Raw genomic sequence first — 18,744 nt, 5'->3', positions numbered from 1 at the left:
TCGCGGAAGGGCAGGGGCGTTTTCGGCCGAGGTGTCAGCGCCAACCCAAGGCCGGGGCGATATGGGTCAGGATCGCTTCGATGACATGGGCATTGTAGTCGACGCCGAGCTGGTTGGGGACGGTGAGCAGCAGCGTGTCTGCCTCCATGATGGCGTCGTCCTTCTTCAGTTCCTCGATGAGGACGTCCGGCTCGGCGGCATAGGTGCGGCCGAACACGGCGCGCGTGTCCGCTTCGATGTAGCCGAAATGATCCTCGCTCTCACTGCTGCCGAAATAGGCGCGGTCGCGATCGTCGACCAACGCGAAGATGCTACGGCTCACGGACACGCGCGGCTCGCGTTCGTGACCGGCCGCCGTCCAGGCCGCACGAAAAGCCCGGATCTGGTCGGCCTGCTGGATGTGAAAGGGTTTTCCGCTCTCGTCGAACTTGAGCGTGGAGCTCTGCAGGTTCATTCCTGATTTCGCCGCCCATTCCGCGGTGGCATTGGTGGCGGCGCCCCACCAGATCCTGTCGCGCAGACCCTCCGAGTGCGGCTCGACCCGAAGCAGGCCGGGAGGATTGGGAAACATCGGCCGCGGATTGGGCTGGGCAAAGCCTTTGCCGCGCAAGACCTCGAGCAGCACCTGCGTGTGTCGCCGGGCCATGTCGGCATCGCTCTCGCCCTCTTGCGGGGCGTAGCCGAAGTAGCGCCATCCGTCGATCACCTGCTCGGGCGAGCCGCGGCTGATGCCCAACTGCAAACGCCCGCCGGCGATCAGGTCGGCAGCGCCCGCGTCCTCGGCCATGTAGAGCGGGTTCTCGTAGCGCATGTCGATGACGGCCGTGCCGATCTCGATCCTACGAGTCTTGGCGCCGGCGGCCGCCAGCAGCGGGAACGGCGAGCCGAGTTGACGGGCAAAGTGATGCACGCGAAAGTACGCCCCATCCGCGCCCAGTTCCTCGGCAGCCACGGCAAGCTCAATGGACTGCAGGAGTGCGTCGGATGCAGACCGCGTCTGCGACTGGGGCGAGGGCGCCCAGTGTCCGAACGACAGAAAACCGATCTTCTTCATGAGGCCGCCGCGTCAGGTGAGAGGTGTTCGCGTTATCTAGTTACGAAACCGTTGGCGCGCTACACCGAATTCGGGGCTGAAAGATGCAGAGAAGGGCAGGAGAGGGTTTTTTGCTGCAGCCCCTCTCCTTGGTGAGATTGATGCGGATTTTCTAATGGACAATCAGCCTGATGATGAGCCCACGCTTGGGGACAAGGAGATCGGTATCGGTCGCGCCATCTTCCAGCGATCAAGCCGGTTCAAGCGCACCAATGCTTGGCAGTGGAGGTGGCGCCGCTACCGAAGCAACTTCGCGCCTCACTCTACATCTCCGTCACAAATTTTGTCCGCAGATAGGCGTCAAGCCCTTCGATCCCGCTCTCCGAGCCATAGCCGGATTCATTGAAGCCACCGAACGGTGTTTCCGGTGTCGACACCATCATATGGTTGACGCCGACCATGCCGGCTTCAACTGCCGCCTCGGTCTTCTGGGCGAGGCTTAGATTGCGGGTGAAGACAAAAGAAGCCAAGCCGTAACGCAGCGAGTTTGCCCGCTCGATCATGTCGTCGAAGGTTGAGAAAGTGGTCGTCGGCGCGATTGGCCCGAACGGCTCCTCAGACATGATACGCGCCGTATCCGGTACGTCTTTCAGCAATGTCGGTGCGTAGAAGTAGCCCTTGTTACCGATACGATTGCCGCCAGTGACGACGGTCGAGCCTTTCGCCGTTGCGTCGCTGACGAAAGCGTCCATGGCGTCGAGCCGCCGAGGCGCAATCATCGGGCCCATTTGCGCGCTGGTGTCGAGGCCGTCCCCAACTCTGAGCTTTTCGGCGCGGGCTGCGAAGCCCTTGATGAAGCGGCCATAGACAGCCTCATGCACGTAGAAGCGGGTCGGCGAGGTGCATACCTGACCGGCATTGCGGAACTTGAATGCGACGACCGTATCAAGCGTCTTATCGAGATCGGCATCCTCATAGACGATGACAGGGGCGTGACCGCCAAGCTCCATGGTGCAGCGCTTCAACGTGTCCGCCGCCTGTTTCTGCAGCAGCTTTCCAACCGCAGTCGAGCCGGTCAGCGAGACCTTCTTCGGGATCGGCGAGGCGATAAGATAGGACGAGACCCGCGCAGGCTCGCCGAACACGATGTTGAGAACGCCTGCCGGAAGACCGGCGTCCTGGAAACAGTGGGCGATGGCCACGGCGGTTCCGGGCGTTTCCTCCGCCGGCTTCAGGATGATCGAACAGCCGGCGCCGAGTGCGCCTGAAATCTTGCGGATGACATTGCTGGCCGGAAAGTTCCAGGCCGCGAACGCAACGACGGGACCAACCGGCTCCTTGAAGACCATCTGCCGCACGCCGGGCAGCCGGGCAGGGACGATGCGCCCGTAGGCGCGCTTGCCTTCTTCCGCATACCAGCGGGTCGCATCGGCGGCGAACTGCACCTCGCCCGTGGCCTCGACCAGCGCCTTGCCGTTTTCCATCGTCAATATACGGGCGATGGTATCCTTGCGCTGCTCGATCAGGTCGGCGGCCTTGTTCATGATCGCCCAGCGCTGCATCGCGGTCATGGCCTTCCATAGCTTGAAGCCTTTGGCTGAGGCCGCAAGAGCGCGGTCGAGATCGGCCGCCGTAGCGTGCGGCACGGTTGCCAGCACCTCTTCGGTGGCGGGATTGATCAACGGTTCGGACTTGCCGTCCGACCCCTGGCACCACGCGCCGTCAATCAACAACTCGATCGTCTCTGGATACATGTCCTGGCCCTTTCTAGCCCGGCGGTCCCACGGAAAAGCCGCCGGCAGTGCACGTCGAAAATTTCCGCGATGGCTTGACCAGTACATTGTATACAGTATGGTGTCGACATGATTTTAGCGCGCATCCAAAAGTTATCGGTCGCCATCCCTGAGAATCTCGCCGAGATGCTGGAAGAGGAGATTATCTTCGGTCGCCTCAAGTCCCGGGAGCGATTGACCGAGGAGATGGTCGCCGCGCGTTACGGCGTCAGCCGGTCACCGGTACGCGAGGCGCTGAGGCTGCTCGAGCGGGACGGTCTTGTGATGCGCGAGGCCAGGCGCGGCATCTGGGTCTCGCCGATGTCGCAGCGCGATTTCGATGAGGTCTATACCTGTCGGATCGAGCTTGAGGGGTTGGTTGCCAAACAGGCCGCCGAATCCGCCGACATCGAAAAGAAGGCCGAGTTTAAGAACCTGCTGTCGGAGCTGAAGTTGGCTCAGGCCCGAAACGATGCGCGGCAGTTCTTCATCGTCGACGTGCGCGGTTCTTTCCTGACCTACACCCTAGCCGGCAACAAGACCCTGACGCGCCTGCTCGGCGGGTTGGAAAAGCAGGCCCTGCGGTATCGCTATCACGCCTATGAGCAGGATCCCAAGATCATCCAGCTCTCGCTAGATGATACGGCGCGCATCTATGACGCGATCACCGAAGGCGATGGCGAAAGTGCCAAGGCGATGACCGAAAACCTCATTCGGGAAATCTGGCAGAGCATGCGGGCCGGCATTCGCGATGCCTTCGGAGAGGGCTAGTTCGTGTCTGCGTTCTCATCAGCCTTCAGCGTCATCGATTCCCATACGGCCGGTCACCCAACGCGAGTCATATTGAGCGGCGTCCCGAAGCTCATTGGTTCGAGCGTGCGGGAGAAGCGGGACCATTTTCGTCAACGTTTCGACCATCTTCGCCCGGCATTGCTGCATGAGCCGCGTGGTCATGCCGCCATGGTCGGTCTGGTGCCGGTTGCCTCGGATGTCGCCGACTACGGCGCATTCTTCATCTCGTCCTATGTCTATCTCGACATGTGCGGTCATGGCACGATCGGCTTTGCCAGGACGCTGGCCTTCACCGGTCAGATCAGTGCGACGACAGGCGACAGTTTCACGCTGGAAACGCCGGCCGGGATCGTAACGGTTCATCTCAACTGGAACGAAGACGGTTCGCTCGACCGGGCGCGCATTGCCAATGTTCCAAGCTATGTCGGGCTCGAGCATCTGAGCGTTGTTGTCGAGGGTGTCGGCAATGTCGACGCCGCCATCGTCTATGCCGGCATGTGGTACGCGCTGGTGGACGCGGCTTCACTCGGATTCAAGCTCCTCCCGGACAGCGCATCGGCTTTGATGCAGGCCGGCGCCAGGATCAAGGACGCGATCAAGGCGGCAACGCAGGACATGCCGCTGTTCGCAGGCGCCGCCGCGCCGAGCGTGCTCTTCTACGATGCCACCAGCGAAAGCTCCGCGACGCATTTCCTGGTGCTGGAATCAAACAAGTTCGACAGATCGCCCTGTGGCACTGGGACCTCGGCACGACTGACTTATCTGCTGCAGAAGGGGCTGATCAGCCCCGACCAGACTTACCATGCCAGGAACATCCTCGGCGTTCCGTTCGAAGCGCGCCTGCAAGGCCGCGCCCAGGTCGAAGGCCGGGAAGCGATGATTGTCGGGATCGAAGGCGCCGCCTTCATCACCTCTACCCAGACCATCTACTTCGAGAAAGACGATCCTCTCTCGCAGGGATTCTTATGCCGCTAATCAGCCAATAACTCAGAAAGGGGAATGAAATGAAACTCACAGTCATTCATACGTTCATAGCCGCCTTGACCATCGGCCTCGGCCTGCTGTCGGCGCCTGTCGCCGCCTCGGCGGACGACAATCCATCTGCTGTCATCGACCAGATCCGCGCCAGCGGTGTTCTCAAAGTTCCGGTCATGACCGGCGAGGAGCCGGGCTATATCAAGGATCCGGCCACGGGGCAGTGGAGCGGCTTCTACTACGAGTTCCTGGGTGAGATCGCCACCCAACTCGGCGTCAAGCTCGAGCCTGTCGAGACGACCTGGGGCAATCTGGCGGCCGACTTCCAGTCCAACAAGATCGACATCGCCATCGGCGTGAATCCGAACCCGAAGCGCGGACTCGTCGTCGACTATCTGTGGGAGCCGCTGTTCACCGACGCCTGGGCCGTGCTGACGCCTCCCGACAAGCCGGTCAAGACCTGGGCCGAACTCAACTCGTCAGACAAGACCGTCGTCGTGCAGAAGGGCAGCACGATGCAGGTCGTTGCCGAAGCCCTGTTGCCGAAGGCGAAGATCACGCCGGTGGAAGATCGCGGGCTGGCGCTGATGGAACTCCAGGCTGGCCGTGCCGATGGCGTAGTCTTTTCCATTTTCGATGCGCTGCAGATCACCAACCAGAAGATCGGCAATGTCTCCCTTCCTGAGCCGATCCTGCGCAATCCGGCAACGCTTGCCGTTGCGCGCAAGCCCGGCAATGCCGGCTTCATCAACTTCCTGACCAACTGGATCCTGCAGGAGCGTTCGCTCGGCCTCGCCCAGGGCAAGCTTGCCCGCGCCTGGGAGGCCCGCGGCATCGATCTGTCGATCCTTCCGGCAGGCTTCAGCTTCTGATCGCAACAGCCTGGCCGCAGCGTGACGCGGCGGTCAGGCCTCCACTGGCGCGTCTCCCCAGCTGGACGTGCACCGCACCAGTGAGGACACTATGTTCGACTATACGGTCATAACCAACAACATCGGGTTGCTGTGGCAGGGCCTCCTGATGACGCTCTACTTCACGGTGATCACGATCGGCGCGGGCCTGGTGCTGGGGCTCTTCGTCGGGCTTATCCAACTGAGCACGTTCCGGCCGCTGGTCTTGCTCGGCCAGGCCTATGTCGAATTCTTCCGCAACATTCCGCTGCTCGTCACGCTGTTGTGGGTCTACTACGCCTTCCCGATCTTCGCCGGCATCAATGTCACCAAATTCTGGGCCGGCTTCATCGGCCTCAGCTGCTACGTGGCGTCCTTCTATGCCGAGATCCTGCGCGCCGGCGTCCAGTCGGTCGATCCGGGCCAGACCGACGCGGCGACCGCGATCGGCATGTCCTATGGCCAGCGTATGCGTAGAATTATCCTGCCGCAGGCCTTTCGAAAGATGATCCCGCCGCTGGCCGGTCAGTCGATCATCCAGATGAAGAACACGACGCTTCTGTCGATGATAACGGTCCCGGACCTTCTCTATCAGGCCAGCTACATCAGCAGTTTCACCTATCGGCCGATGGAGGTTTATACCGCCGTCGGCGTCATCTTCCTGATCATCCTGATCCCGCTGACGCTGCTGTCCAGGAAACTTGAAAAGAGCGGGGCTAGCGCGAAATGAGCACCACCCAATCGAACGCTCCCACGCCGGAGAAGGGCAAAACTTCCGTGCTGCGGCTGGATCGCATCTGCCTTAAGTTCGGGGACAAGCGCGTATTGAACGGTATCGACCTCTCGGTTGTCGAAGGCGAGGTGGTCGTGCTGATCGGCGCCAGCGGATCGGGCAAGACATCGCTGCTGCGCTGCATCAACCTGCTGAACACACCGACCAGCGGCAGCATCGTCATCGACGACGAGGTTCTGTTTCACAGGCAAGCCGATGGCAAGAACGGCACCCCGATCCCCAACCAGGAAGTCAACCGGATACGCTCGAAGACCGGCATGGTGTTCCAGCAGTTCAATCTCTTCCCGCACATGACCGCGCTCGAAAACGTCATGGAAGGCCCGGTCATCGTCAAGAAGGAGCCGAAGGAACAGGCTCGCCAAACCGCGCTGAAGCTTCTCGACCTGATGGGTCTGGCGCAGCATGTGGAAAAATATCCCCGCCAGCTCTCCGGCGGCCAGCAGCAGCGCGTGGCGATAGCTAGGGCAATGGCCATGCAGCCGAAGGTGATGCTGTTCGACGAGCCGACCTCGGCGCTCGATCCCGAACTGGTCGGTGAAGTGATGAAGGCGATGGTCGAACTGGCGAAGAGCGGCATGACCATGGTGATCGTCACCCACGAACTGGGCTTTGCCTTCGAGGTCGCTGATCGGGTGGTGTTCCTCGACCAGGGGCTGGTCGCGGAGCAGGGGCCACCATCCAAGGTGCTGCTGCATCCCGAACATCCGCGCCTCAAAAGTTTTGTCGGACGCTTCCATGAATCGGCGGATCTGCTTCGCCCATTCCTCGAGGCGCGTCAGGCCGAAAAGGCGTGTTGAAGGCACGCCTGCTTCACGCACAACAGTCAAGCGGACATCGTCGAATGCGCCCCCCTTCGAGTTGGCCGCAAAAGGAAAAATATCAATGACGCTGAGTTTCGATCCCGCCACAATCGCCATCCCAAGGGGGCATCATATCGGCGGGCAGTTCATGGAATTGCCCGGCACGGAAATCGAAGTCCTCAGGCCGTCCGACCTCCAGCACATGGGCAGGATCACCGACGGTGGCGAAGTCGCGGTGCAACAGGCGGTCGATGCCGCCAGGAAAGCACTTGCGCAAAGCCGTTGGGCGAAGATCGCGCCTCGCGACCGCGCCGCCGTGCTGTTGCGCTTCGCGGCATTGATCAAGGACAACGCCACCTACCTTGGACAGCTGGAGGCGATGGGATCGAGCCGGCTGATTTCGATGACCATCACCCGCGACGCGGTTCGCACCGCCGGCGTCGTGCGCTACTACGCCGAGTTCTGCGACAAGATCGAAGGCACGGTCACCTCGACCGAGGCGAATGCGCTGAGCATCGTCAAGCATGAGCCCTACGGCATCGTTGGCGCGATCGTTCCGTGGAACTTCCCGATGATCACCGCCGCCTGGAAATTCGCGCCGGCGCTGGCCGCCGGCAATGCAGTGGTGATGAAGACTTCCGAGCTGACGCCGCACAGCCTTCTCGCCTTGGCCGAGCTGGCGGGCAAGGCCGGCGTTCCGGCCGGCCTGTTCAACGTCGTCAACGGCTATGGCCACACGACGGGAGCGGCGATCGTGCGCCATCCCGATGTCTTGAAAATCTCGTTCACCGGCTCGACGCAGACCGGTGCTGGGATCATGACGCTGGCGGCCCAGTCCGGCATCAAGCCGGTCACCCTCGAACTCGGCGGCAAAAGCCCGCAACTGGTGCTAGCCGATGCCGGGGATATCGATGCGGTGGCCGGCCGTGTCGCGGCGGCTTTCATGGACAATGCCGGGCAGGTCTGCACAGCGGGCTCGCGGCTGATCGTCGAGGACAAGATCGCGGATCAGCTCGTCGAGCGTGTCATCGCCCGGGCCAAGGCGATCAAGGCCGGTGCGACCTGGGACGAGACGACGACCTTTGCTCCGATCATCAGCCGCAAACAGCTCGAGCGGATCGACACGATGGTCCGCAACAGCGTCAACCAAGGCGCTTCGGTGGTCACCGGCGGTACGGTGCTCGAAGGCCGCAACGAGGGCAGCTTTTTCGCGCCGACGATCCTGGAAAACGTTTCCGACGACAATATCGGCTTCAAGGACGAGTTTTTTGGTCCGGTCCTGACCGTGCGTACCTTTGCCGACCTCGAGGACGGTCTCGCCCAGGCGGCGCATCCAGTCTACGGGCTTGCCGCCAGCGTCCACACCACGGACTTGAAGAAAGCGCTCAAGGCAGCGGATTCGATCGAGGCCGGCATGGTCTGGATCAACCAGCACGGGCGCGGCCCGGAGTTCACCTATCCGGCCGGCGGCTACAAGGGGTCCGGCTTCGGCAAGGATATGGGCCGCGCCGGAATCGAGGCGTTCCTTCGCCAAAAGGCCATCTGGGCCAACTACGCCTGAAGCGAGCGCACGCCTATGCAATTCGACTACATCATTGTCGGCGGCGGCTCGGCCGGAGCAGTGCTCGCCAGCCGTCTTTCGGAAAACGGCACCAAGCAGGTCGCGCTCTTCGAAGCCGGACCCGACACACCTCCAGATGACGTCCCGGAGGTGATCGCGGACAGCTATCCCGGTCTTTCCTATTTCGACCCGAAATACCACTGGACGGAACTGCGCGTCTTCAACCGCTCGCCGAAGCAGAATGCACAAGTGGTCAAGACTGCCAAGCTCGAACAGGCCAAGGTGATGGGCGGCGGTTCCAGCATCAACGGCCAGTTCGCCGTGCGCGGCCTGCCGCATGACTATGACGAATGGGAAGGGCTCGGCCTCGCCGGATGGGGATGGGACGGCATGCTGCCCTACCTCAAGAAGCTCGAGCGCGATCTCGATTTCGACGGCGATCTCCACAACAAGACCGGCCGGATTCCGATCCGGCGGGTCTTCCCGCAGGATTGGGCCGGTTTCACCAAATCCGTCCTCAAGGTGACGGAAGCCGAATACCCCTACCGGCCGGACTACAATGCCAGCTTCCAGGACGGATCGTTCCCGCTGCCGCTGTCGAATGAGAACGACCGCCGCGTGTCGACAGCGACCGGCTATCTCGACAAGGAGGCGCGCGCCCGCGAAAACCTGCATATCTTCGCCAACGCCTTCGTCGAGAAACTAGTGACCAGCGGAACGCGCATCACGGGCGCCGAGGTCACGATCGATGGCCGGACGAACACCTACTATGCCAATGAGACGATCGTTTCAGCCGGCGCCTTGCACTCGCCGGCCATCCTGCTTCGTGCCGGCATCGGACCGGCGGCGCAACTGAAGCGGCTGGGCATCGAGGTCATAGCCGATCGGCCGGGCGTCGGTGAGAACCTGACCGACCATCCGCATCTGGCCGTCGGCGCGCATTTCAAGAAGTCCGCGCGTCTCAAGCCTGGCCAGCGGCGACACATTTTTCTCGGCGTCAGATACTCCTCGAATTATGCCGACTGCCATCCGGGCGACATGCTCTTGATGCCCGTCAACCGCGCAGGCTGGCATCCCCTCGGCAAGGCGATGGGCGCGCTCAATGTCTGCGTCAACAAATCCTATTCGCGCGGAACCGTCACTTTGAAGACCTCGGCGCAGGCTGAGGAGCCGATCGTCGATCTGAATCTCGCCTCGGACGGTCGCGACCTCATGCGCCTGGTGGATGGCTTCAAGCGCATTTGCAGGATCATGGAAACGCCTGACGTCCAGCAACACGTCAATACCTGGTTCCTGGCGGGCTACAGCGACGAGGCGCGTGCGCTCAGCGTCCGCAAGCCGTCGAACTGGGTCAAGACGGCGACGGCCGCCTACCTCTTCGACTATGCGCCGTTCTTCCGCGAGATATTGCTCAGGCGCAAGTTCGGCACCACCGACCGCATCCATGCGATGGTCAGGAACGAGGAGCTGATCGCCGATTGGGTCAAGCAATCCGTCTGGTCCGGCTGGCATGTCTCTGGCACCTGCAAGATGGGCAGCGATAACGATCCGATGGCAGTGCTCGATGCCGAGTGCCGCGTGCGCGGCGTGCAGGGGCTGCGGGTCGTCGACGCCTCGATCATGCCGACGATCATCGCCGCCAACACCAACATCACGACGATCGCCATCGCTGAAAAGGCGGCGGACCTGATTTTGCATTCTCGACAATAGCAAAGGACCTCAAGGCTATGCGCAAGAACAAGGTTAAAGACATCTGGGCCGCCGGCGGCGAAGTGGTGACCGGCTGGCTGGGCATTCCATCGTCGATCTCGGCGGAACTGATGGCCCAGCAGGGCTGGGACGCGCTGACGGTGGACCTCCAGCATGGCGCGACCGACTACATCGATGCGGTGCCGATGCTGCAGGCGATCTCGACCACGGACACGACGCCGCTGGTGCGCGTGCCCTGGAACGATCCGGCCATCATCGGCAAGGTGCTCGATGCCGGCGCCTATGGCGTGATCTGTCCGATGGTCAACACCGCCGAGGAAGCGGAGGCCTTCGTCAAGGCTTGCCGCTATTTCCCCAAGGGCGGCCGCAGCGTCGGTCCGCTGCGCGCCTCGCTCTATGCCGGCGCGGACTATTTCCAGCATGCCAACGACACCATCATCACCATGGCGATGATCGAGAGTGAACAGGCGGTCAAGAACCTGGAAGACATCCTGAAGACGCCAAACCTCGATGCCATCTTCGTCGGCCCGTCGGATCTGGCCGTGACCATGGGCGAGGCGCCGGGCTTCGATCCCCGCTATCCGGCCGTCTATGAGGCGATCGAGTACATCGCCGCCAAGTGCAAGGAAGCCAGCGTCATTCCCGGCATCCATTGCGGCTCGGTCGCCTATGGCGTCGACATGCGCAAGATGGGCTATCGCTTCATGGCCTATCTCTCCGACTTTCGCATGCTGCAGCAGATGGTGTCGCGTTCGCTGCCGGCCTTCCGCGCCGGCACGCCGAACCCGATCGCACCCTGATCGGCACAATCCGGATCGATCGTCATGACACCGACAAGCACGCGGCGCGGCAAGGTGACGGTCATCGGCGCCGGCATTATCGGGGTCTGCACCGCGAACTACCTGCTCGAGCAGGGTTTCGCCGTCGAGGTGGTCGATCCTGCCTTGCCGGGCTCGGAAGAGCAGTGCTCGTTCGGCAATGCCGGCGGCATCTGCCCGGGATCCTGCATCCCGAACTCGATGCCAGGCGTGCTCGGCAACGTGCCGAAATGGCTGATGGACCCGGAAGGGCCGTTGATCGTGCGGCTGGCCTATCTGCCGCACGCACTGCCATGGCTGCTGCGCTTCCTTGCCGCCAGCCGCAAGCCCCGCGTCGAGGAGATATCGGCGGCGATGCGCTCGCTGCACCGCTATACATTCGAGTGCTACGAGCCATTGATCAAGGCTGCCGTCTGCGAGGACTTGCTGCAGAAACGCGGCCAGCTTTTCGTCCACGAAACGGCCGATGGGCCTTCCAAGGGCGCTTATGGCTTGGGGCTTCGCCGCGAGCACGGCGTCAGGGTGGACATCCTCGATGGCGACGAAATCCGCCAGCTCGAACCGGCTCTGGCGCCGATCTTCAAGAGCGCGGTCTATCTGCCCGAACAGGGGCAATGCCCAAACCCCGGCCGGCTTGTCGCTAGGCTCGCCGAACATGCGGCGCGTCAGGGCGCCCGCTTCGTGCGCGCAAAAGTGCTCGGCTTCGACATGGCCGCCGATGGCCCGTCGGCGCTGCGGCTTGAGGGCGGCGGGAGCATGCCGGTGGAGACCGTGGTGGTTTGTGCCGGCGCCTGGTCCGGCGAGCTTGCCCGCAAGCTTGGCGACCGCATTCCGCTGGAGAGCGAGCGCGGCTATCACATCATGGTCAAGGGCGCCGACACGGGCCTGCGGATCCAGACGATCTCGGCCGACCGCAAATTCGTCGCCTCGCCGATGGAGGATGGACTGCGGATCGCCGGCAATGTCGAGTTCGCTGGCCTGCAAGCACCAGCAAACATGCGCCGGGCGGACGTTCTTCTCAAACAGGCGCGGCCGATGTTCAGGAAACTGGAAGTTGGCGAGGTCACGCGCTGGATGGGGCACCGTCCCGGCACGCCCGACAGCATTCCGGTCATCGACCGGGCATCGCGGGCGAAGAACGTCATCTACGCCTTCGGCCACGGCCATCAGGGCCTGATCGGGGGCGCCGTCACCGGCAAGATCGTGTCGCAGCTTGCCGCGGGTCTGCCGCCGGCAATCGATCTGACGCCTTTCCGGGCTGATAGATTCTGATTGATCGGCGGTTGTCTGCTGGCGAGGCTGGAAACTGCTTAGGCCAGCGATTGCCAACGGACACGCTCTCGCAGGAGGAAATGACGACGTGATCGCGGATGCAAAGACAGATTTGGACGCAGCCGATCAGATCGATCCGCAGACCGTCTACACCGTGCTGATCTGCGATCTGGTCGGCCTGCGCTTCGGACCCGACGGCAAGCCTGACCCCAGCGAAGTGCGCACGCATATCGAATTCAAGGGCGGCAGCTTTCACGCGGCTGCGCTTAGCGACAGGACAGAACTCGAGCGTGGCCGGGTGCATTTCTTCTACCAGCCGGATCTTAGCACCCGTGAAGAGCTGCTCGAAGCCGCGAGCGACGGGCGCTATGACGCGGTCATTGCCGCCGCGACATTCCTGCCTCCCGAAACCGTCTTTCCGCTGGCCGGCGTGCGGATCGGTGCCGGCACCGGCAATATGGGCTCACGCTCCTGGGGTGGCGGCAGTGGCGATGGCGGCACGGCGGTGCTGATGAACACGCCCGGCATCAACAGCCGCGCCACCGCGCAGATGGTGATGAAGGCGATCCTCAAGGTCATGCCGGATCTCCCGATCGAAAGGCTTCACGGCCGGGTCGCGCGGGGCGCGTTCGACACCGGCAGGGACCTGCGCGATTTCCCCACCGAGAAGCTCGAAGGCAAGACGATCGCGATCGTCGGCTACGGCAATATCGGCAGAGAGGTGGCCAAGCTTGCCCGCGCCTTCGGCATGCGCGTGGTGATCCACGCACGGCCGCGCCACCGGGAGTGGATAGAGGCCGAGGGATTCGCCTATGCGCTAAGTCCTGCCGAGGCGGCTGAGGGCGCGGACGTGCTGAGCGTCCATGTCGGGCTGGGCAAACTGAATGCGCAAACCGGGAGCTATGCCAATGCGGGGCTGGTCGGCGCGGACGTCCTGTCACGTATGAAGAATGGTGCGGTGCTGATCAACTACGACCGCGGCGAGCTTGTCGACGTTCAGGCTCTCGAGGGCGCGCTCGCCTCTGGCCAGCTACGTCACGCCGCCATCGATGCCGACCTGTTCAGGGACGCTTCGACCGGCAGCCTTTCCGGCCCGATGCTGCCTTATCTCGACTTGGTGGAAAAGCACGGCGCCAAGCTTGAACTTCTGCCGCACGCCGCAGCCGATACGGACCATCCTTCGCGCGTCGCCGGAGCCAAGCAAGCCGTCGACGTGATCTTCGACCTCATCTGTCGCAAATCGGTGACCAACGCAAAAGGCACCGTGCCGTCAGACTACGTTTCTCTAGGGGCGACCACCCCCTCCGGCATTGGACCGGTGACGGAACGTGATCTTTTGAAATTGACCGTGCAGGAATGTTCGGAACTGGCTGATCTCTGTGATCGACAATCCCGGTTGTGGAGGGCTCTTTCGGACGCGCGTCCGCACGAGCGCGGCAAGATCGTCGCAGAACAAGGCGAAGAGCTTGTCCGGCTGATAAATCGCCTTTGCCTTGGTATCGAACAATCGAACCTCAGAGGTCCGTATCACCAGAATATTATTCCGGGATAGCGCGAGCCAGCGGGCGGGCAGTGCTTTTTGATCCGCACCTGGCCAAGGACTTCGAACGAACCATCGCATCCGCCGAAGCGCGGGTCTTCATCGCAAATATCCGCCTGCTCACGCGCAGGCTCGCAGGGCCCTGAAACCACGACGCTCATTTTGATTCAGACACTCAGCACTGCTCACAAGCATAACCGCGTGAGTTCTGCCGGTCGGCCGCTGGCGCCATCAACGACAGTCGCACCATCAACAATGAGGTGGCCGGCTGATCCGCCGTCTTGGTCAGGGCGGCGGCATTTGCTCAAGCCGTAAAAGCGATGCAGTTGCCGGCAAGCTCGCGGCTGACGCTCTCTCACCGCGTCCGGAGTGCCTGAGGAGCGATGTAAGTTGAACTACGGTTAGGACCTGACGTTCAGCACGCGGCGTTTCGTGCGAGATCGTGGATACGAGTGCTAGAAAACCTACCTGTTAGAATGGGGTATGTGGAGCGCGTAGCGTGTGTGCCTACGCTCCCCGGTCCTTGTAAGCGCGCCCTTCGTAACCAAATCCTGTAAATCTCTGGTAGCCGTTGCGCGTGATGCCTGCGTGATGGCGATGTAGTTTTCGGCGCTGAGACCACCCTTGAAGCCGTCGATCCCCTCGCGGAACATACGAGCGATAACCTTTTCCTGCCGCTCGTTGAACTGATTGCGGTGGCGTTCGTAAAACTTGGCCTTGGCGACGGAGAATTCGACACGGGCTAGCGTTACACGCTGCGCTTCAAGGATCGTGTTGGCGAAATAGAGCAGCCAATCTGTAATCGCGTTGCTTTTGTTGCTGGCTTCCAGGCTGTCGTAATAGGCCTTGCGGTGGCGTTCGATCGTGTACGCCAAAGCAATGAGGCTGGGCTCGCCCAGGTTTTGTGCCAGCACCTTTTCGCAAAGGGCACGCCCTATGCGGCCGTTGCCATCCTCGAACGGGTGAATGCTCTCGAAATAGAGGTGCGCGATCCCGGCACGCGTTAGCGCGGGGAGCGGTGCCTTGCCTTTGGGCGAGGTGCCGTTGAACCAGGCGGCGAAGGCATCCATTTCAGTTTTCACCCGCGCCGAGGGCGGCGCTTCGAAATGCACCTTGGGCTTGTCCAGCCGATTGGAAACGATCTGCATGGCATCCTCATGCTGGCGATAGTTGCCGATCGTCTCGATGCGTCGCTCACCCGACATCACCATCTTGTGCCAAGCGTAGAGGGTGCGATGCGAGAGCGGATCGGCAAAATGCAAATACACATTGGCCATCATTTCGGCGATACCGCGCTCGGCGGGCGGAATGCGCCTGGTCTCGCTGCCCAGCCCAAGTTGCTGGCGCAAGGATGATTGCAGGTTCGCGCGGTCAAGGTACTCTCCCTCAATCGCAGATGTCTTCAAGGCCTCTTCACTGATAAGATCGATGCGGATCTGATCGCGATCGTCGGAACCGACGTGACGAAAGACGCCCAGGAATTCGCCCGATCGCAACAGGAACTCGCTTTCCAGCGGTTCCAATACCTTCTTGTCGTAGGCAAAATACGGCCAGTCAGCCTGCTCCCAATTCCATGCCATGAGCTATAGAGCACCTTTCTATAACTCATCCTGTCATAGATAATGATCTATAGCAATCTTCTCTATGCCTCAGAGCCAGGGACTTCACCCCAGGCGCGATTCAACGACAGTCCGCTCATGACGCATATTGATCATCGTCACTGCCGATGTCACTTTGCGAACCCGTCGGCATCATCAGCACCATGTACGCCACATCGCAGCTGCGACGATCGCGACAACCATACGGCCATTCAACTGTCTGTGGCGGAACCATACGAGACAATGCGGGAAGATTTATGATTTTGGGCCCACGAAAAAGCTGAAATCAGTCTTCTTGTGACGTCCTCCGGGTCCACGATTCAGTTCGCCAGTCTTGGCGGTTTTTCTACCGTCTCAGAATAGTTTCGACATTCCCGTCGGTTAGCGGCGGCGGCAACCGCGACATCAAACGACTGTTCGCATACTCTTCGATCGAACGTATGGGAAGCGTGCGATATCGGGCCCAACGGTCAGAGCGGCCCTTGGACCGTTGGCGTTGGATCACCTCGCCAAATCATCCGATAGATGACCCCCTGCCGAACCGACTGTACCGCAGCAGGCCTCAACGCAACGAGGCAGGTGCCGCCCTTGTGTCTCACCGAGGGATAGATGATACCGTTGAGACCCACGACCCGGGCACTGTCGGCCAACGCGTTGCCAACGGGATAGGCCTTCGCCTTATCCGGATCGAGCGATGGATGACCAGAAACCTGTCGCAGATCGAGGAAATCGCCAGCGAGACTGCAAAACATTTCCGCATATTCGACGGTGGCGTTGAAGTCGCCCGCATCCGCCAACGCGTTCGTCAGGTGATAGCCTACTTCACTCAGGCAGGTGGCGACGTCGAGAGCGGCGTACCAGGCACCGCGGTCGGCGCCATTGAACCGGTTGGGTTGCTGCGGCTTGGCGTAGGCAAAGGATGCATTGATGAAGTGTGCATGGGGCACGTCGTAGACGAGTTCGTTGGCGGCAAGACCTGAAATGCCTCGGTCCTGGGCGATAAGCCGGGTGCTCGTTGCTCCTTCAATTTCCGCCAGGAGATCGAGTTCATCATCGCCGTCCACCAGTGGGACAAGCACCGCCGCGCGAAGGCGCGCCGTCGTCACCAATCGGACAGTCTTCGGGAACGCCTCGGTGACGACCGGCACACTGTCGATCGACAATCACAGTCCTCCACGGACTGCATCGACATATCTGCGCACCTCGAGCATCTGTGGAATGCCGCCCCTCATCATCGACTCGATGGGATTCATGCGGGCGAAGAGGGGACCCTTGTTGTCGAGCTTGGGCCAGCGATCGGCCATATCGTCAGCGAACAATAGGTGGAGGCCCTTGTAGATCCCGACCAAGGCCGAGATGCGGGTCAACTGGTCCTGGCTGAGGGACTTGTCCTTTCCCCCTTGCTTCAGCCGCTCCCAGGTGCTTGTCGAAACGTCTAGCAGTGCCGCGGCCTGTTGCCCCGTAAGTCCCCAATGCTCGACAAGACGCTTATAGGCCTTGAGCGCCACCTTCGACAGTCTGGCGCGATCGGCTTCGGCAGAAAAGTCCTGTCGTTCCGGCAGGATGGTAGGTGGGCGCGCGGCGGTAAGCATTGGTTCTCTCCATCACTTGATAGTGAACCCATACATCAGATGATGGCAAACTGTCCAGAATGCAAGCCCTGGTCGACGGGCAACCAAGAGCAACTGGGTTGCTGCATCAGGACGCCGGCGTTGAGGTAGGTCACGGTCGCATCTGCGAGCCCAGCGCCGCCTTTGGCCAATCCGAGAGCAAGGTGATGCCGAACCTTGGCGAAGCTTGGCGGAGTCGCTCGATCTCCTCGGGTGTCGGCGGTCCTACGGCTTCGTCCGGTTGATGTTCGTGGCCACCTTCCTCGAGAAACCGGTCGAACAGAGCTGGGACCCCGATCAAGATATATCTGCAAGGATTGCCGCTCATGTTCATAAGCTGGTGCGGAATGCCGCGCGGCAGGAAGATGCTCTCGCCAGCGATCAGGCGCCTAGGTTGGCCGTCGACCACCGCAGTCAGCTCGCCTTCGACAATGTAAACCGTCTCGTCGTCCTTGGCGTGGACATGGATCGGCGTCCTCGTATTTCCGTCGCTTTTGTTTTCGAAGAGGCAGAACTGCCCCGCGGTCTGTTCTCCGGATAACAGGCGTTTCATGACGACGCCCGCAAGAACGAACTCCTTGCTGTCGATATCACTCATCGTCGTTTCCTTTCCACGGATCGTAGAAGTAAAGGGTGGCGGGATCTCCATTCAGCGAGCCTAGAATACCCAAAGACGATCGGCGCCGCGATGCGCCGGTCATGGTACGAACCTCGATCAGTCCTGGTGCGCGATGATCCAGTCGGCTGCCGCCGCTAGATCGGCGACGGTTGCGGTCGGGCGCGGATCAAACCGTTCCTCGTCGCCTTGCCGGTATTTACCCGTCCGCACCAGCAACGCGCCCGAAAGTTCGGCGCGCAGGGCGCCAGCTATATCGGCCTCGGCGTCGTCGCCGACCATGATCGCCTGATCTGGCGCACAGTCCATGCTTGCCAGCGCCGCCAGAAAGAATGCCGACGAGGGCTTGCCAAGAACGGTCGCGCGTTTCAGCGAGGCAAATTCCAATGCCGCTACGAATGGCCCTGCATCGAGGCTGAGCCCGCCGTCGCTATCCCGAAACGTCCGGTTGGTGGCAAGGGCCAGCAATTCGGCGCCGTGCTCAAGCTCGCGGAACGCGTCATTCAACGCCGCATAGGTGAAGGCCTCTCCGGCGTCACCGACGATGACGGCGCGCTTGTCGCGATCCGGCAGTTCGTAAAAATCCGGCGCAAGGCCGGGGTGAATCAACAAGTGTGGCGCACGGCCATTGCTAAGGAGCCATTCGCGCGCGGCTTGCGCCGGCGTGAAAACATCTGCCGTGGCAAGGGTGAGTCCCATCGCCTCCAGACGTTGGAGGACCCTTTGTTTCGCCGAGCGCGTGGTATTGCTTACGAAGCGTACGGCAAAACCAGCCTGACGCAAACGCGCGACTGCGTCGACCCCGCCTGGTATGGCGGTCTCGCCATCATAGATGACGCCTGCAAGGTCCAGCAGCACACCCCTTGTCATCGGCCCAGCATGACCACGCGTGCGCCATGCGTCAAATCCGGAACAAAGCCGTGGTTCTACCTTTTGGATCAGAGCAGGCACGGGTGCCGATCGC

General features: G+C 61.6%; 17 protein-coding genes and 1 pseudogene. 11 read left to right on the top strand and 7 right to left on the bottom strand.

What is annotated here, in order from left to right; translation table 11 throughout:
- Positions 1–34 precede the first annotated feature (34 nt).
- A complete protein-coding gene (locus IQ26_RS04855) occupies positions 35–1,054 on the bottom strand; it encodes an LLM class flavin-dependent oxidoreductase (RefSeq protein ID WP_145714425.1) in 1,020 nt (339 codons plus the stop codon).
- Between the two features lie 302 nt (positions 1,055–1,356).
- The gene (locus IQ26_RS04850; protein WP_145714422.1) at positions 1,357–2,787 is read right to left on the bottom strand and encodes an NAD-dependent succinate-semialdehyde dehydrogenase; all 1,431 of its coding nucleotides are present in this window, start codon (positions 2,785–2,787) and stop codon (positions 1,357–1,359) included.
- Positions 2,788–2,895: 108 nt separating this feature from the next.
- Here IQ26_RS04850 and IQ26_RS04845 point away from each other — a divergent pair, with 108 nt between their 5' ends.
- From IQ26_RS04845 to IQ26_RS04795, 11 genes and pseudogenes are all read left to right on the top strand, one after another.
- Positions 2,896–3,576, top strand: a complete 681-nt coding sequence (locus IQ26_RS04845) for a GntR family transcriptional regulator (RefSeq protein ID WP_145714420.1) — start codon at positions 2,896–2,898, stop codon at positions 3,574–3,576.
- 3 nt (positions 3,577–3,579) lie between these two features.
- On the top strand, positions 3,580–4,572 hold the full coding sequence (locus tag IQ26_RS04840; RefSeq protein WP_145714418.1) for a proline racemase family protein: 993 nt from the start codon (positions 3,580–3,582) through the stop codon (positions 4,570–4,572).
- Between the two features lie 29 nt (positions 4,573–4,601).
- On the top strand, positions 4,602–5,444 hold the full coding sequence (locus tag IQ26_RS04835) for a transporter substrate-binding domain-containing protein (RefSeq protein ID WP_145714416.1): 843 nt from the start codon (positions 4,602–4,604) through the stop codon (positions 5,442–5,444).
- A 91-nt stretch (positions 5,445–5,535) separates the two neighbouring features.
- Positions 5,536–6,192 carry an amino acid ABC transporter permease gene (locus IQ26_RS04830; protein ID WP_145714414.1) on the top strand — a complete coding sequence of 219 codons (657 nt, stop codon included), beginning with the start codon at positions 5,536–5,538 and terminating at the stop codon, positions 6,190–6,192.
- Positions 6,189–7,052, top strand: a complete 864-nt coding sequence (locus tag IQ26_RS04825) for an amino acid ABC transporter ATP-binding protein (RefSeq protein WP_145714411.1) — start codon at positions 6,189–6,191, stop codon at positions 7,050–7,052. Before IQ26_RS04830 ends, IQ26_RS04825 begins: the two co-directional genes overlap by 4 nt.
- Positions 7,053–7,137: 85 nt before the next feature.
- Positions 7,138–8,616 (top strand): aldehyde dehydrogenase family protein, encoded by a 1,479-nt coding sequence (locus tag IQ26_RS04820; protein WP_145714409.1) that lies wholly within the window; start codon positions 7,138–7,140, stop codon positions 8,614–8,616.
- A gap of 15 nt (positions 8,617–8,631) precedes the next feature.
- The gene (locus tag IQ26_RS04815; protein WP_145714406.1) at positions 8,632–10,326 is read left to right on the top strand and encodes a GMC family oxidoreductase; all 1,695 of its coding nucleotides are present in this window, start codon (positions 8,632–8,634) and stop codon (positions 10,324–10,326) included.
- 17 nt (positions 10,327–10,343) lie between these two features.
- Positions 10,344–11,126 (top strand): HpcH/HpaI aldolase family protein, encoded by a 783-nt coding sequence (locus tag IQ26_RS04810; RefSeq protein WP_145714403.1) that lies wholly within the window; start codon positions 10,344–10,346, stop codon positions 11,124–11,126.
- A gap of 24 nt (positions 11,127–11,150) precedes the next feature.
- Positions 11,151–12,416: an NAD(P)/FAD-dependent oxidoreductase gene (locus tag IQ26_RS04805; RefSeq protein WP_145714400.1), complete on the top strand. Its 1,266-nt coding sequence runs from the start codon at positions 11,151–11,153 to the stop codon at positions 12,414–12,416.
- A gap of 88 nt (positions 12,417–12,504) precedes the next feature.
- Positions 12,505–13,968: an NAD(P)-dependent oxidoreductase gene (locus IQ26_RS04800; RefSeq protein ID WP_145714397.1), complete on the top strand. Its 1,464-nt coding sequence runs from the start codon at positions 12,505–12,507 to the stop codon at positions 13,966–13,968.
- Positions 13,969–14,006: 38 nt separating this feature from the next.
- Positions 14,007–14,102 (top strand): annotated as a pseudogene (locus IQ26_RS04795) (IS5/IS1182 family transposase); the annotation flags it as partial.
- 318 nt (positions 14,103–14,420) lie between these two features.
- Here IQ26_RS04795 and IQ26_RS04790 read toward each other — a convergent pair.
- From IQ26_RS04790 to IQ26_RS04770, 5 genes are all read right to left on the bottom strand, one after another.
- Entirely contained in the window at positions 14,421–15,536 is a 1,116-nt protein-coding gene (locus tag IQ26_RS04790; RefSeq protein WP_145714393.1) for a Fic family protein, read from the bottom strand.
- A 488-nt stretch (positions 15,537–16,024) separates the two neighbouring features.
- Positions 16,025–16,702, bottom strand: a complete 678-nt coding sequence (locus IQ26_RS04785) for an RES family NAD+ phosphorylase (RefSeq protein WP_240547004.1) — start codon at positions 16,700–16,702, stop codon at positions 16,025–16,027.
- A gap of 15 nt (positions 16,703–16,717) precedes the next feature.
- Positions 16,718–17,146, bottom strand: a complete 429-nt coding sequence (locus tag IQ26_RS04780; protein ID WP_145714387.1) for an antitoxin Xre-like helix-turn-helix domain-containing protein — start codon at positions 17,144–17,146, stop codon at positions 16,718–16,720.
- 130 nt (positions 17,147–17,276) lie between these two features.
- The gene (locus tag IQ26_RS04775) at positions 17,277–17,762 is read right to left on the bottom strand and encodes a cupin domain-containing protein (RefSeq protein WP_145714384.1); all 486 of its coding nucleotides are present in this window, start codon (positions 17,760–17,762) and stop codon (positions 17,277–17,279) included.
- 117 nt (positions 17,763–17,879) lie between these two features.
- On the bottom strand, positions 17,880–18,650 hold the full coding sequence (locus tag IQ26_RS04770; protein ID WP_145714381.1) for a TIGR01458 family HAD-type hydrolase: 771 nt from the start codon (positions 18,648–18,650) through the stop codon (positions 17,880–17,882).
- Positions 18,651–18,744: the final 94 nt, after the last annotated feature.

The organism is Mesorhizobium tianshanense (assembly GCF_007830515.1).
GTDB classification, from domain to species: domain Bacteria; phylum Pseudomonadota; class Alphaproteobacteria; order Rhizobiales; family Rhizobiaceae; genus Mesorhizobium; species Mesorhizobium tianshanense.
This window is presented reverse-complemented; position numbering and strand designations above follow the sequence as displayed.